Origin of the sequence: Bhargavaea sp. CC-171006, assembly GCF_009761675.1 — a bacterium.
Classification (GTDB): Bacteria; Bacillota; Bacilli; order Bacillales_A; family Planococcaceae; genus Bhargavaea; species Bhargavaea changchunensis.
Genome location: NZ_QUZH01000033.1, coordinates 131,025 through 145,899, shown reverse-complemented (window position 1 = coordinate 145,899; position 14,875 = coordinate 131,025). Strand labels below are relative to the sequence as shown.

General features: G+C 55.8%; 13 protein-coding genes. 3 read left to right on the top strand and 10 right to left on the bottom strand.

All coding sequences use genetic code 11. The features are described 5' to 3' along the window. Positions 1-146 precede the first annotated feature (146 nt). A complete protein-coding gene (locus DZC51_RS15640; protein ID WP_157297415.1) occupies positions 147-1,109 on the top strand; it encodes an AI-2E family transporter in 963 nt (320 codons plus the stop codon). On the opposite strand, the gene DZC51_RS15635 is transcribed toward DZC51_RS15640, so the two are convergent. The 8 genes from DZC51_RS15635 to DZC51_RS15600 form a co-directional block, all read right to left on the bottom strand. Next, entirely contained in the window at positions 1,099-1,485 is a 387-nt protein-coding gene (locus DZC51_RS15635) for an FxsA family protein (RefSeq protein WP_157297414.1), read from the bottom strand. The genes DZC51_RS15640 and DZC51_RS15635 overlap by 11 nt on opposite strands. A 65-nt stretch (positions 1,486-1,550) precedes the next feature. Beyond that, the gene (gene pyk, locus DZC51_RS15630) at positions 1,551-3,311 is read right to left on the bottom strand and encodes a pyruvate kinase (protein ID WP_157297413.1); all 1,761 of its coding nucleotides are present in this window, start codon (positions 3,309-3,311) and stop codon (positions 1,551-1,553) included. 18 nt (positions 3,312-3,329) lie between these two features. Continuing rightward, entirely contained in the window at positions 3,330-4,289 is a 960-nt protein-coding gene (pfkA, locus tag DZC51_RS15625; protein WP_157297412.1) for a 6-phosphofructokinase, read from the bottom strand. A gap of 23 nt (positions 4,290-4,312) precedes the next feature. After that, positions 4,313-5,275 carry an acetyl-CoA carboxylase carboxyltransferase subunit alpha gene (locus DZC51_RS15620; protein WP_157297411.1) on the bottom strand — a complete coding sequence of 321 codons (963 nt, stop codon included), beginning with the start codon at positions 5,273-5,275 and terminating at the stop codon, positions 4,313-4,315. Position 5,276: 1 nt separating this feature from the next. Beyond that, positions 5,277-6,137 carry an acetyl-CoA carboxylase, carboxyltransferase subunit beta gene (gene accD / locus DZC51_RS15615; RefSeq protein WP_157297410.1) on the bottom strand — a complete coding sequence of 287 codons (861 nt, stop codon included), beginning with the start codon at positions 6,135-6,137 and terminating at the stop codon, positions 5,277-5,279. Continuing rightward, positions 6,103-6,789 (bottom strand): FadR/GntR family transcriptional regulator, encoded by a 687-nt coding sequence (locus tag DZC51_RS15610; RefSeq protein WP_157297409.1) that lies wholly within the window; start codon positions 6,787-6,789, stop codon positions 6,103-6,105. Before DZC51_RS15610 ends, accD begins: the two co-directional genes overlap by 35 nt. Positions 6,790-7,037: 248 nt before the next feature. Continuing rightward, the gene (locus tag DZC51_RS15605; protein ID WP_157297408.1) at positions 7,038-10,091 is read right to left on the bottom strand and encodes a DNA polymerase III subunit alpha; all 3,054 of its coding nucleotides are present in this window, start codon (positions 10,089-10,091) and stop codon (positions 7,038-7,040) included. 15 nt (positions 10,092-10,106) lie between these two features. Then, entirely contained in the window at positions 10,107-11,042 is a 936-nt protein-coding gene (locus tag DZC51_RS15600; RefSeq protein WP_157297407.1) for a DHH family phosphoesterase, read from the bottom strand. A 92-nt stretch (positions 11,043-11,134) separates the two neighbouring features. Here DZC51_RS15600 and DZC51_RS15595 point away from each other — a divergent pair, with 92 nt between their 5' ends. Continuing rightward, positions 11,135-11,443, top strand: coding sequence for a YtpI family protein (locus DZC51_RS15595; RefSeq protein WP_157297406.1), 309 nt, complete (start codon positions 11,135-11,137; stop codon positions 11,441-11,443). A gap of 24 nt (positions 11,444-11,467) precedes the next feature. Here DZC51_RS15595 and DZC51_RS15590 read toward each other — a convergent pair whose 3' ends face one another. Next, positions 11,468-12,775, bottom strand: coding sequence for a DRTGG domain-containing protein (locus tag DZC51_RS15590; RefSeq protein ID WP_157297405.1), 1,308 nt, complete (start codon positions 12,773-12,775; stop codon positions 11,468-11,470). Positions 12,776-12,932: 157 nt separating this feature from the next. Then, positions 12,933-13,616 (bottom strand): metal-dependent hydrolase, encoded by a 684-nt coding sequence (locus DZC51_RS15585; RefSeq protein WP_157297404.1) that lies wholly within the window; start codon positions 13,614-13,616, stop codon positions 12,933-12,935. A 108-nt stretch (positions 13,617-13,724) separates the two neighbouring features. Here DZC51_RS15585 and DZC51_RS15580 point away from each other — a divergent pair, with 108 nt between their 5' ends. After that, a complete protein-coding gene (locus DZC51_RS15580; RefSeq protein WP_157297403.1) occupies positions 13,725-14,819 on the top strand; it encodes a M24 family metallopeptidase in 1,095 nt (364 codons plus the stop codon). Positions 14,820-14,875: the final 56 nt, after the last annotated feature.

The window sequence follows — 14,875 nt, the reverse complement described above, 5'->3', positions numbered from 1 at the left end:
ATCTGTTAAACGCTTACAAGAACATTATAATCATTTCTTACATTTTTGTGAATGGAAATGCATGATTTTCTTTTATGCTTGGGCAGAACAAGCTAAAAGAAGGACGAAGCATTAAAAAAACCGGCTGAAAACAGGAGCGTGAAAAGGTGAAAACCGGCATCAGATTCCAAAAAGGGGTGAAAACTTACGGCCCGATCGCTGCCGGGGCAGCCCTCTGTTTTTTCCTGCCCCAGCTTTCACTGGCTGTACTGGCGGGTTATATCGCTTCACCGGCTGTCTCGTTCATGAAACAACGGCTCCGCATTCCGCTCCCTGCGGCCGCTCTTCTTGCAGAACTTCTGATTCTGGCATCTGCGGCTTTTGCGCTGCTTTTCGCACTCCAGCAGATCATTCTGGCCCTTCCGGCAATACGCGCCGCGCTTTCCTCCATACACTTTGACCATCCGGTCGCTTCCGGCTGGCTGGCCTATGCAGAAACAGCCGTGTCCGCGGCCGGCGATAATCTGATTGATTCCTCGGCCGGCATGATCCAATCTGCATTTGGTCAAGTGTTCTCTTTTATCCTTTTCCTGCTTGCATTTTACTTTGCCTTATACGAGTCTGCGAGGGACCGCTTCTGGTTCCTGGCCGCCCTCCCTGCGGCCGCCAGGAAAAAAGCAAGAGGAATGTTCCTTGAAGGCGGCAGCCTCTTCGGAACATTCCTCTTCGTAGAGCTCAGGCTGATTCTGCTGACATTCGCCATCCTGAGCATCGGCCTTGCGGCACTCGGTTTCGGCTCGCCGGTCGGCCGGGCTTTTCTGATCGCCCTGGCGGACAGCCTGCCGTTTCTCGGCATCGGGATTTTCCTGATTCCGATGGCTGCCTACTACCTGATCAGCGGCAACCCTCTTCTCGGCGCCGCGCTCATCGTACTCTACGTCTTTGTCATGCTGACCAGGCAGATTGCAGAATCTCGGATGTGGGCGGCGACATTCCAGCTCAGGCCATCCCACACGTTCTTCATTACAGCAGCCTCAATTCTCTTGTTCGGACTGGCCGGTATCGTGTTAAGTCCGATTCTGCTGTTTGTTGCGGCACGCATCAGAAAGATGCCCGCATTCAGCGGATAATGACCACGCTGCCTTTTTTCATCTTTTTACGGATCTGCCTGTAGAGAACCGGTTTCAGTATTTTCCTTACTCCCGGGATCAGGAGGAACAAGCCGGCCACATCCGTAATGAAGCCCGGGAACAGGAGCAGGAGACCACCGGCCAAAACAAACAGTCCGTCCATGGCGGCATCGCCCGGGGGATACCCTTCTGCCGCCTGCTTACGGATATCCTTCCAAGCCCGCAGCCCCTCACGCTTTGCCAAGTAGGATCCGGCAGCGGCAGTCAGGAGGATCAGAAGGATCGTTTCAAATACTCCGATATGGCTTCCCGCGTAAAGAAGAACCGCCAATTCGGTTGTCGGGACAACGATAAATAAAAGGAACAGCCATTTCAAAATGCAAAATCCTTTCGAAAGACGCCCTGCCGTTCCGGCCAGGGCGTCTTGAGTTCTTAATTAAATTATAGCACGGATGCTCGGCCATTGTAGACTACGCCGGCTTCTGCGTCGATCGTCAGATCCTGCCCATCTTCGATTTCGGTCATGGCATTTTTCACGCCGATGATGACCGGAATTCCCACATTCAGGCCGACAACCGCCGCATGGCTTGTCAGACCGCCTTCCTGGACGACCATGCCGGCGCACTGCTCGATTGCCGGCATCATGTCACGATCCGTACCGTAAGTGACAAGGATCTTTCCCTTCATGTCGCGGGCAAGCGCTTCTTCTGCATTCCGGACGACGGCGGCCTGTCCAAATGCGACCGCCTTGCCGATGCCCTGCCCTTTCGCCAGCAGATCACCGATCACGTGGATCTTCATCAGGTTTGTTGTGCCGGCTTCACCGACAGGGACACCCGCCGTGATGATGACGACATCCCCGTGGGTGACATATTTATGTTTGATGCTTTCCTCGACAGACGTCTCCAAGATGGCGTCGATCGATTTCACGCGCTCCCCGACGATCGGATAAACGCCCCAGACGAGTGTCAGCCTGCGCGAACATTCGTCTGAAGCCGTCACTGCGATGATCGGGCAGCCCGGACGGTACTTTGCGATCATCTTGGCGGTCTGGCCGCTCTCGGTCGGCGCGATGACGGCTTTGACATTCAGGTTGACAGCCGTGTAGGCGGCGGCCTGTCCGATCGCATCCGTCATGTTGCCTTCCTTCTCGCGTCGGCGGGTTGAGATGACGGATCGGTAATCCACGGCTGCTTCCGCCGTCTTGGCGATCCTGTCCATCGTACGGACGGACTCTGCCGGATACTGGCCGGCAGCTGTCTCACCCGACAGCATGATTGCATCAGAGCCGTCCAGGATGGCATTTGCCACATCGCTCGCCTCTGCCCGTGTCGGGCGGGGGTTGCGCTGCATCGAGTCGAGCATCTGTGTGGCAGTGATTACCGGCTTGCCGGCCTGATTGCACTTTTCGATCATCCGCTTCTGGACAATCGGTACTTCCTCTGCCGGAATCTCCACTCCGAGATCGCCGCGGGCGACCATCAGCCCGTCGGATACCTCAAGAATGGAGTCCAGGTTGTCGACACCTTCACGGTTCTCGATCTTTGGAATGATCTGGACATGGCCTGCACCGTTCTCCTCAAGCAATTTCCGGATTTCCATCACATCGGACGCACGGCGGACAAACGACGCAGCGATAAAGTCCACTCCGTTTTTGATGCCGAAGAGGATATCAAATGCATCTTTTTCCGTAATACCCGGAAGCTGCACGGACACACCCGGAACGTTGACACCTTTTTTGTCCTTCAGTGTCCCCGCATTCCTGATGACCGTCCGGATCCTGCCTGCTTCGGGATCTGTTTCCCTGACTTCCAGCTCGATCAGGCCGTCATCCAGCAGGATTGTCGAACCGGCGTGCACGTCTTCTGCAAGCTTTTCATAAGTGACCGAGAACCGCTCTGCGTTGCCGAGCACTTCGGCCATCATGATGTCGATCTCCTGACCGTTCTCCAATTCAACCGCTCCGCCCTCCATCTTATGGGTGCGGATTTCCGGGCCCTTCGTGTCCAACAGGATACCTACAACCCGGTTCATCTTCTCGGCAGCTGCGCGGATATTGCCGATTCTCGCCTGGTGCTCTTCATGGTCACCGTGGGAAAAGTTGAGCCGCGCCACGTTCATGCCTGCGCCGATCAATTGCTCCAGCATCTCAGGCGATTCACTCGCCGGTCCGATCGTACATACGATTTTTGTCTTCCTCACATCGTTCGCCCCAATCCTTTAAATCGATAGTTCTTTCGAAAGTTCATACAGGCCGTCTTCCATGCCTTCCCTTCTGCTGAATACTTCCGTTAAAGGATAGTCTATCACTGCGTGGTTTCGCATGCCAACGGCGACCCCCGCACGGCCTTCAAGAAGAACCTCAACGGCCCTTGCACCGAATTTCGAGGCGAGGACGCGATCACGGCCGGTCGGGCTGCCGCCCCGCTGGATATGGCCAAGGACGGAGACGCGGGTTTCGATTCCCGCGGTTTCCTTCAGCTTCACCGCGAGGTCCTGGCCGGACATGACGCCCTCTGCAACGATCAGGATGCTGTGCTTTTTGCCGCGCTCGGTCCCCTGCTTGAGCCTCGTGACGATTTCATCGATATCATGGGGCCTTTCCGGAATCAGGATCGACTCGGCACCGCCGGCAACTCCTGCCCACAGTGCCAGGTCCCCCGCATCACGCCCCATCACTTCAATGATGAACGTCCGCTCATGGGAAGTGGCAGTATCGCGGATTTTGTCAATGGCGTCAATCACGGTATTGAGCGCTGTGTCGAAGCCGAGTGTATAATCCGTGCCATTGATGTCATTGTCGATCGTTCCCGGCACGCCTACGCATGGGAATCCTGCTTCCGACAGGGCCTGGGCCCCGCGGTAGGAACCGTCGCCGCCAATGACGATCAGCCCTTCGATTCCCCGTTCACGCAGTTGCCGGACACCTTCCGCCCGGCCTTCCGGTGTCTTGAATTCGGGACAGCGGGATGAATGAAGCATGGTACCGCCCTTTTGTATGATATCCCCGACAGAACCCGCATCAAGCCGCTCGATTTTTCCTTCGATCAGTCCCTGATATCCGTTATAGACCCCGAAGACGTCAAGATCTTCATAAATTCCTTTCCGGACCACCGCCCGGATGGCGGCGTTCATGCCCGGGGCATCCCCGCCGCTTGTCAGAACCGCTATTTTCTTCATACGGGCAACCTCCCGGTCAATCTTTAGTTCTCGCCTTCTTTGTATACCCCGATATTGCGGAATTTACGGTACCGGTCTTCGATAATCTCATCTGTTTTCATCGGGCAAAGCTTATCCATCGAAGAACGGATCGCTTCCCGGATCGCCTCTGCCTGACCGGCGGCGTCACGGTGCGCGCCTCCCGTCACTTCGGGAACGACTTCATCAATGATATCCATCTCTTTCAGGTCCGCAGCGGTGATTTTCATGGCTTCCGCGGCCTGCTGTGCAAGGGCTGCGTCTTTCCATAAAATCGAGGCGGCGCCTTCCGGCGAAATTACGGAATATGTCGAGTTCTCCAGCATGTGGATATGGTTTGCCACACCGAGCCCGAGCGCTCCTCCGCTTCCGCCTTCTCCGATCACGATGCTGATGACCGGGACCCGGAGTCCGGCCATCTCGACCAGGTTGCGGGCAATGGCCTCGCTCTGGCCTCGCTCTTCGGCGGCCTTGCCCGGATAAGCCCCTTTCGTATCGATAAAGCAGATGATCGGACGTCCGAATTTTTCCGCCTGCTTCATCAGGCGCAGCGCCTTCCGGTAACCTTCCGGATGCGGCATCCCGAAGTTTCTGCGGATATTCTCTTTGGTGTCCTTGCCGCGCTGATGTCCGATGACGGTCACCGGCGTGCCCCCGAACGAAGCAATGCCGCCGACAATGGCAGCGTCATCACCGTATGCACGGTCACCGTGCAGTTCGATAAAGTCCTCGAACAGGTAAGCGATATAGTCAAGGGTGGTAGGACGCTCTGAATGACGCGCCACCTGGACGCGGTCCCAGGCAGTCATATTTCCGTAGATGTCGGCTTCCAGCTTCTGCAGGCGTTCCTCCAGACTGCGGATTTCATCTGTCATATCGACGTGCGCATCATCGGTAATGTTCTTCAGTTCCTCAATTTTATCCTTTAGCCGGACAACCGGCTCTTCAAAAGGCAGCGGCTTCACCATCTTAGCGTGCCTCCTTCGTATGGAATCGGATCAGTGTGGAAAGTGTCTTTTTCATTTCTGAACGGTGGACGACGGCATCCAGCTGTCCGTGTTCCAGCAAAAACTCGGCTGTCTGGAAATCTTCAGGCAGTTTCTCCCGTACGGTCTGCTCGATGACCCGGCGCCCTGCAAACCCGATCAGCGCTTTTGGTTCGGCCAGGTTGATGTCTCCGACAGAAGCGAAGCTTGCAGACACTCCTCCTGTGGTCGGATGTGTCATGACCGATATGAAAAGGAGGCCGCGGTCGGCATGACGGGAAAGCGCAACGCTTGTCTTGGCCATCTGCATGAGTGACAGGACGCCTTCCTGCATCCTTGCCCCTCCGCTTGCCGTGAAAATGATGAATGGAATTTTTTCTTCTGTTGCCTTTTCGATTGCACGGGTGATTTTCTCCCCGACGACCGAACCCATCGATCCCATCCGGAAATGAGAATCCATGATTGCCACGGCGGTGCGCTGGCCGTCGATTTCACCGATGCCCGTGAGCACGGCTTCGTTCAGGCCGGTCTTCTCCGCATCCGAGTTCACTTTCTCTTCATACGAAGGGAAACCGAGCGGGTTGACGGTTTTCATCCCCTCATCCATCGGAATGAACGTGTCCTCATCAAACAGGCAGTCCACCCGTTCGTATGCAGTCATTTTATAATGGTGTCCGCAATCGGGACAGACTTTATCACATTTCATTAAATCCTTCGTCAGGACGATGGACTTGCATTCCGGACATTTCGTCATGAGTCCTTCCGGCATATCCTTTGCCGCCTCGGAAGGGACGGTCATGTACCGTTTCTTATTTTTCTTGAACATCTCTCGGATGATCGCCATCGGTATTCCCCCTTTGAGCGTGTACAATATCGGTCCATCTGTCATAGGCCTCAATTGCTGTTTCAGTCTCGCCGCTCCGGATCAGCCGGAGCATTTCCGCGATTTCAGTGCGTTCATCTGCCTCTGCCTCTCCCGTATAGGGCTTCCCGGCATACTGATACAGCAGATGCCAGATTTTCAGGGACAGGCGGTTGCCGGATGCAATCAGCACTTCCCGCACAATGTCTTCCCGCAGATAGGGCTCATCTGATTCCACTGCTGAGATAAGACTGTCCCAGAGCGGCAGTTTGCGGATTTCCGCATGGCCGGATGAGACACGGACCGCTTCCTTTTCATGGATCCGCATTGTTGCGCTGACGTCCTCAAGCGACTTCGGTTCCTGCAGGATGAATGCAGCGAGCACTTCGACGAGCTGATGTTTGCGGAAGTCGGACAGGAATGTTCCTTCTCCCTGTCTTGACTCGATCAGCCCGAGCAGTTCCAGGCTCCGCAGGGCTTCCCGGATTGTCGACCGTCCGGTTCTGAGCCGCTCTGCAAGCACCCGCTCGGAAGGAAGTTTATCTCCTGCCCGAATGTTTTCATTCCTGATGAGTGTGCGTAATTCCTGCACCACTTCAAGAAACATCTTGCGGGACGGTTTTGTTTCGGTCATGTCGCGCTCCTTGTCTTCCCATTTAATTGAAAGTGGTCTGACCACTCATACCCATACAGCATAACGGAATCGGAAAAACGAGTAAAGAAAAAACTGCACAGAGTATCTGTACAGTCCAAGCGAGGGCCCTCAGCGGAAATCCGATGAATTCTCAAAAAATTAATTTCCCCACCTGAAAAACCAGATCCGGTTGTGTGCCTACGGACCTGGTTTTGATGTTGTTTTCTTTGCCTGACAGCCATTGGAGATTATCCTTCAATATTCTTCACGATCAGCTGCAGCCGGCTGTTGCGCATTTCTGCCTGTCCGGACAGCCGGATTCCGGCTTCTTCCACGAGCAGGCGGTTGAAGGCTGCGTATTCTTTCGGGAACAGGGTGCACTCGATTTCTCCCGTGTCATCCTGAAGCCTGAAAAACGCCATGGCCTCGCCTTTTTTCGTACGGATACGCTTGATATCAGTGATGATGCCGGCCACCCGTACCCGGCCGCTTCCGCCGCCGATTGCGGCCACGTCTGCAAATGACCCGTTGCTGCCAGCTTTTAGCCTTGCAGCGGGGTGTTCAGATATATAGAAGCCGAGCGCGTCGCGTTCGTACTGAAGCTTCAAGGCTTCAGGCAGCGTCCCGGCTTCGGAATACTTCTGTCGTCCGAATGATGCCGCATCGCCGCCGAACAGGTCATCTTCCTCAGACGGCCGGACGAGGTTCGCATAGGTTTCGGCTGCTCCGATCGAAGCAAGCAGGACGGCCCGGTCCGGGTGAAAATCATCCATCGCCCCCGACCGTGCAAGCGGCTCGGCCGCAGCCCGAGTGAAATGGGCACCGGACAGGGCGACCGCCATGTCGAACAGATCCTCCCACGGAGCGGATTGTTTTCTGGCCTCCAGCAATTTTCTGATGAACGGCGCGGGAACTCCCTTGATGCCGGAGAGCCCGTAGCGGATGGCTCCGTCCTCCACCCTGCAGGCATAACCGCTCTTTTTAACGGATGGCGGCAGGATGCGGATGCCCTTCATGCGGATCTCGCTGACCAGCCTGGAAACACGGTCCGCATCACCTGCCGACTGCGAAAGCAGTGCCGCATAGAAATATGCCGGCTCATGAGCCTTCAGGTACGCCAGACGGAACGAAATCAGCGAATAGGCGACGGCGTGGCTTTTCGGAAAGCCGTAATCAGCGAACCTGACGATGTAGTCGTAGACCTTCACGGCAGACCCCCGGTCGTACCCGCGGGATTCTGCCCCCCGTACAAAGTGCTCCCTCTCCCGCTCCAGTACTTCCCTCTTTTTCTTGCTGACGGCCCGACGGAGTATGTCCGCCTCACCCATCGTGAAACCGGCCATCTGTACAGCGATCTGCATGATCTGCTCCTGGTAGACGATGATGCCGTAGGTTTCCTCCAGAATCGGGTCGATGTCAGGGTGGATTGACGGGACCCGTTCACTCCCGTGCATCCGCCGTTCAAACACCGGGATATTGTCCATCGGTCCCGGCCTGTAAAGCGCGTTGATGGCATAGATGTCGCGGAACCGTTCCGGTTTCAGATTTCTTAGCGTATCCCGCATGCCCTGCGACTCGAACTGGAAGACCCCGGTCATATCCCCTGCCTGGAACAGCCGGATCGTGGCGGGATCATCCAGCGGGATTTTCCCGAAGTCCAGATAAACATTGCGGTCATACCGGATCATGGACCGGATCCGATCAAGGAGCGTCAGGTTCCTCAACCCAAGAAAATCCATTTTCAGAAGACCGCGTTCCTCCACTTCCTTCATCGGCCATTGGGTCAGATAGATCCCTTCAGAACCGCTCGTCAACGGTACCGCATCCACCAGCGGAACCGGCGAAAGGACAACCCCCGCTGCGTGGGTGGACGCGTTTCTAGGGATACCTTCAAGGGCGAGCGCCGCGCTCAGCCACTTCTGCCTGTTCGGCGCGGCTTCCACCCAGCGCGCCAGAGAAGTTCCGGGTGCCGCCGCTTTAGCGAGTGTCATCCCAGGCCGTCCGGGAATCATTTTGGAGATTTCCCTCTGCTCTGCTTCGGGGAATCCGAATACACGTGCCGTGCTCCTGGCGGCAGCCCGTGCGGACAATGTCCCGAACGTGATAATCTGCGCCACGTAGTCCTGTCCATATTTTTCTGCTACGTATTCAATCACCTCATGCCTGCGGTGATCGGCAAAATCCACATCGATATCCGGCATGCTGACCCGTTCCGGGTTAAGAAAACGCTCGAAAATGAGGCCGTAGGCGATCGGGTCCACATCCGTGATCCCTAGCGCGCAGGCGACCAGCGACCCGGCCGATGATCCGCGGCCCGGTCCTGTCAGAATTCCTTTCGAGGCTGCATAAGCGATGAAATCCGCGGTGATGAGAAAGTAATCCGAGTACCCCATCGAAGAAATGACATCCAGCTCATGGTCCAGACGGGATGCATACCGGTCCGGAACTGAACCGAGCCGCTTTCTCAACCCTTCCAGGCAATCCGCGCGCAGACGTCCGTCCGCGGTCTCCCCTTCGCCAAGCGGGTAACGGGGCATGAGGCGCTCCGCATGGGGTATCGTGTTGCTGCAGGACAACAGAAGATCTGCAGTTGCTTCCAGCCATTCCGGATGATCGGAGAACCTGGCCGACAATTCATCCGGCATCGGCAGATCAGCTTCCGGAAGGTCAGCGAGGTCATTTTCCGAAAGCTTTCCTCCCTCATCGATCAGACGGGCTACCCGGTATGCAAAGGCGTCGTCCCTGTTCAAGTAACGGGCAACGGCCGTCGCACATATGGTCAGGCCCTCCTGTTCCGCAAAATGTGTCCAAGTTTCTTCATCAGCATGCCTCAGGCCGCCCGGCCGGGAAATACCGATGAACATCCTGTCTGGGCCTCCGGCCTCAAGTACGGTCTTCATCGCCACTGCCGGGTCCCCATCCGGCATCGCTGCGGGATCAGCAACAAGCAGGCAACCCCTGCTATAGGCCTTCAGCCAGGACAGGGGAAGCGTTCCGCGGTCCTTGACGGACAGCGCACTGCTCATCTTGAGCAGATTTTGATAGCCTCCGTCGTCCTTCGCATAGATAAAGGCCGGCAAAGCGCCGGCCTCCGTCTCGATCTGCACGGTGAGTCCGATGACGGGCCGGATGCCGGCGGATTTCACCGCCCTGGCAAACGGCAGGATGCCGTACAGTTTCGTATTGACGATCGCCGCTGCGACGGCTCCCCGCGTTTGAAGCGCTTCCGGGAGCATGTCGGGCCGGATGATGCTTTGCAGCGGATCATCAGATGTCATGATCTGCGCATATGCGATATTCATCCCGATCCCCCCCTGTCATTTATTGCACAATTCACGGAGTGCCTGCGCAGCGCGCTCGGCTTCCGCCCAGTCCGCGGCGGATGCGCCGGCTGCAAGCGCATGGCCGCCACCGCCAAATCGTCTTGCCAGTTCGTTGACGACCGGACCCTTGGAACGGAAGCGGAGGCGGATCTGGTCTTCTTCTTCGACCTGGAAAACCCACGCGATCAGACCCTTGACTGCGCCAGGTACCCCGACGAGCTTTGCCGTGTCAGAAGCGGTGACGCCAAACTCCTTCATAGTCTCCGAAGTGATTTTCACCACACCGACCCCACGATCCACTCTGAGATTTTGGAGGATGTATCCGTTGAGCCTGAGGAGGGGGGCATCCATTTCGTACATCGCGTTGTGAAGGGATGGCCGGTCGAAACCGTGTGCAACAAGCTCTGCCGCAGCCCGAAATGTTCCGGGGCCGGCGGACGGATGCAGAAACCGACCTGTATCACCGATAATTCCCGCGTATAGCAGCCGGGCGGCCTCTACGCTCATCCGCCAGCCGCTTGACTGCTCCCCCTCCTTGAACAGCCGATAGATCAGCTCGCTGGTCGCGCTGGCCTCCGGCTCCACCCACCTCATAGTGCCGTACCTGTCATCATCCGGATGGTGGTCGATCTTGATGAGCTCGGCTCCTTTTCCGTAGTGGCTCCCGTCAATTCTGCCGGTGTTTGCAGTGTCGGTCACAATGACGAGTGCTCCCTCGTAGAGCGGCCCGGTCACTTCGTCCGGGTTCCCGAGATAATCCAGCGAGAAATCGTGGTCGCCGGCCGCAAACACCCGCTTGCCCGGATAATTGTCCAGGATCAGCGTTTTCAGCCCAAGCTGGGATCCGTAGGCATCCGGATCCGGCCTGACATGGCGGTGGATGATGATGGTATCGTAGCGTTCAATTGTGTCAATGATTTGTCGTTTCAACCCTATTCCCTCCATCGCCCGGTCTTTTCCCTTCGCAATCCGGCAAAATTCGAGATACAATGAGGACAGTTTTGCTTGACCGGAGGGATTCGATGCTTAATCTGATTTTCACCGCACTGATCATTTTTTCTGCGGTTGCCTACCTTTACTTCAAGACGAAGCAGTTCCGGACCACGCTTCAGGCTGAGCGGCAGTATCACCGAAGCAGCGCCTCGGCCGCACTTGGTGCATTCATCATGCTGTTCGGTGTAAACCAGCTGTTCCTGTTTTCCGGAATGATCACGTATCTTGTAGCGGCAGCCTTTATCCTGCTCGGACTCTATGTCCTGGTCTATAACGTAAAGGCCCGGACTCACTATGCCGGCTTCCTCGAAGAAGAGCGGCGCCTGAATGAAAAGTGATGCACAAATTGTGCATCACTTTTTTTACCGTTCAAATACCTGGAGCATCATCATGGCCTTGCCGACGATGGTCTCACCGCTGTACACCGTGAACTCCATCTTGGCAAAGTGCCGGCTCATGTCCAGGAGTTCCGGCCTGATCCGGACCTGCGAACCGAGCTGGACGTGTTTCATGAAGTAGACGGACATGCTCTCGATGACGCTCTCCCCGCGCTTGCGCTTTTTCAAAAACTGATCGGCCGCTTCAGACAGCATGATCGTCAGAGCCCCGTGGGAAAGCGAGCCGAGGGGGTTTGTCATCCGCGGAGTGACTGTGAAGAGCAAGGTGGACTCTGCTTCCTTGTCCTCTTCCATCTGCGATCGCACCAGGTCTTCGAACGTATCCCCTTGGTGCGGCTGGCGCTGGGCCACCTGAAGGGCCTTCAGCACGTCCTGGCGGCTGATGACTCCCTCCAGCCTGTCTCCGGTGGAAACGACCGGCATCAGGTCAATCCCTTCCCAGATCATCCTGTGGGCCGCCGAAGCAACACTCATTTTCATCCCGGCGGAGATCGGTTTTGGCGTCATGACCCGATCGATCGGCACTTCCCCGTCCATTCCGATCACGTCTTTAGCCGTGACGATTCCGACAAGCCTTCCGCTGCCGCTCGTTACTGGAAATGCTCCGTGAGAGGTCGTTTTATTGCGCGCATGGAAATCGGAGACAAGATCGCCTGAATCGAGCGTTGCCGTCTGGCTGATGGGAACAATGATGTCCTCTACGAGGAGGATATCCTTCTCGATCAGCTGGTCATAGATGGCCCGGTTGATCATCGTCGCCACGGTGAATGTGTCGTAGCTGGTCGAAATGATCGGAAGTTCCACCTCGTCGGCCAGTTTCTTCACTTCTTCCGATGCGTCAAACCCACCTGTGATCAGGACGGCCGCTCCTGCCCGGATCGCATTTCCATGCACCTTGAGCCGGTTTCCGACGATCAGGAGGCTGCCGGGATCGGTATAGCGCATCATGTCTTCCATCTGCATGGCGCCGATTACAAATTTCGTCAGTGTTTTATGGAGACCATTCCGGCCGCCCAGAACCTGGCCGTCGACGATATTGACCACTTCCGCAAATGTCAGCCGCTCGATGTTCTCCTTTTTTTTCTGTTCGATCCTGATCGTGCCGACCCGTTCGATCGTATTGACGAGTTTCCGGTTTTCCGCTTCCTTGATGGCGCGATAGGCCGTTCCTTCGGAGACATTCATCTCCTTGGCGACCTGGCGGACGGAGATCTTGTCGCCGACCGGCAGGCTCTCGATGTATTGTAGGATTTTTTCATGTTTTGTCGCCACGTCGTCACCTTTTCCCAACTTCTGATGATTCCATCTTACCATAGTGGACGTGCCTGAGTAGCAAAAAGAACCCTTGGGCATATAGGGTCTATCATGCGAATTCGTCCGGTTGGAAAAAGCAAAAACGGAAGGCATGTGCCTCCCGCAGTGGATAGATTCAGAGATCGACGGAGTCTCCCGCTTTCATGACCCTCACATCAGTTCCTTCCACCAGTTTTCTGAAGTCTTCCGGATCCTGCTTGATCGGCGGAAACGTGTCGTAGTGAATCGGGACCGCCACCTTCGGCTTCAGAAGGCTGACGGCATAAGCTGCGTCCTCAGGCCCCATCGTGAAGTTATCACCGATTGGCACAAAGGCGATATCCGCCGGGTGGCGCTTCCCGATAAGTTCAAGGTCGGAGAACAGGCCGGTGTCCCCAAGGTGGTGGACCGTCTTTCCTTCCGCTGTGAAGAGGATCCCTGCCGGCATGCCGGTATAAATGATTTCCTGGCTGTCTTCTTTGATGAAAGAAGATCCGTGGAACGCCTGAGTGAACTTCACTTTGCCAAATTCAAATTCATAAGCGCCGCCGATATGCATCGGGTGCACGTTTACCCCTTGCCAGCCGAGCCAGACGGCCAACTCATTCGGTGCGACGACAAGTGCTCCTGTGCGCTTGGCGATTTCGACTGTGTCGCCCACATGGTCGCCATGTCCGTGAGTGAGAAGGATGACATCAGGATTTTCTTCGTTTGCGTCCAGGTCGGTCAATTCGTTGCCGGTAATGAACGGGTCGATCAGGATCGTATGGCGCTCCGTCCTGATTTTGACGACGGAATGGCCGTGGTAGGATACTTTCATGAAAAGATTCCCCTTTCTCTGTTCAGCTCCCGGGCATGTTTCGACAGGGAATGCGCCGAATCCTTCTTTTTGCTATGATGGATTCATTCAGAAAGGCTGGTGTTCGGAATGGATAAATTGCAGGAAATCAGGATGTACATGGAGGAGAACGGAATTGACGTGGCATTGGTCACCACTCCCGATAATGTGTTCTATCTTTCCGGCTTCAATAGCGAGCCACATGAGCGGCTGCTGGCAGTTGCGGTTTTCCGCGATGCCGAGCCATTCATCATTGCCCCGAAAATGGAACTGCCTGATGTAAAGGCGGCGGGTTGGACGGGTGAATCCGTAGGGCATGAGGATACCGACGATGCGTGGATGATCGTAGACCGGACGATTCGCAAGCGCGGCAACACGCCTTCCCGCATCGCAATCGAGAAGTCCCACATGAATGTTGAACGCTATGAACGCCTGAAGGAGCTTTATCCGGAAGCTGCGTTCACCGGGCTCGACAGCAAACTGAATGCCATGCGGAACATCAAGGATCAAGCCGAACTCGAGAAGCTCCGCAAAGCTGCAGAACTCGCGGACTACGCCATTGAAGTCGGCTGCCGGGAAATCGCTGAAGGCAAGACCGAACTGGAAATCCTGACAGCCATTGAATTCGAAATGAAGAAAAAAGGCGTATCGCATATGTCATTCGATACGATGGTGCTGAGCGGCAAGAAGACGGCTTCTCCTCACGGCACCCCAGGAGAGCGAAAAATACAGAAGGGCGATTTTGTCCTGTTCGATCTTGGTGTTGTCTGGGAAGGCTACTGCTCGGACATCACACGCACAGTGGCGTTCGGGGAGCCTACAGAAGAAATGCGGAACATATATGAGACCGTGAAGCAAGCAGAGCAGGCTGCTGTCGATGCAGTGAAGCCGGGTGTACGGGCGATGGATCTCGACAAGACGGCCCGTGATGTGATCACTGAAGCCGGGTACGGCGAGTACTTTACCCACCGCCTTGGCCATGGGCTCGGAATTTCCGTCCATGAATTCCCTTCCCTGCATGGTTCGAACGAAATGAAACTCGAGGAAGGCATGGTCTTCACGATTGAACCGGGAATCTATCACCCGGATATTACCGGAGTCCGGATTGAAGACGATGTCGTCGTCACCTCGGATGGTGTAGAAGTTCTGACCAAGTTCCCGAAAGAACTTCAGATCATCGGGTAATTACAGTCAAATCCATACAAAAAACCGCCGAAAGGAATTTTCTTCGGCGGTTTTGT

Excerpts from the sequence above, each read along its gene's own strand:
- pfkA (WP_157297412.1), bottom strand. The coding sequence starts at position 4,289 with ATGAAGAAAATAGCGGTTCTGACAAGCGGCGGGGATGCCCCGGGCATG.
- DZC51_RS15620 (WP_157297411.1), bottom strand. The coding sequence starts at position 5,275 with ATGGTGAAGCCGCTGCCTTTTGAAGAGCCGGTTGTCCGGCTAAAGGAT.
- accD (WP_157297410.1), bottom strand. The coding sequence starts at position 6,137 with ATGGCGATCATCCGAGAGATGTTCAAGAAAAATAAGAAACGGTACATG.
- DZC51_RS15610 (WP_157297409.1), bottom strand. The coding sequence starts at position 6,789 with ATGACCGAAACAAAACCGTCCCGCAAGATGTTTCTTGAAGTGGTGCAG.
- DZC51_RS15605 (WP_157297408.1), bottom strand. The coding sequence starts at position 10,091 with ATGAATATCGCATATGCGCAGATCATGACATCTGATGATCCGCTGCAA.
- DZC51_RS15595 (WP_157297406.1), top strand. The coding sequence starts at position 11,135 with ATGCTTAATCTGATTTTCACCGCACTGATCATTTTTTCTGCGGTTGCC.
- DZC51_RS15585 (WP_157297404.1), bottom strand. The coding sequence starts at position 13,616 with ATGAAAGTATCCTACCACGGCCATTCCGTCGTCAAAATCAGGACGGAG.
- DZC51_RS15580 (WP_157297403.1), top strand. The coding sequence starts at position 13,725 with ATGGATAAATTGCAGGAAATCAGGATGTACATGGAGGAGAACGGAATT.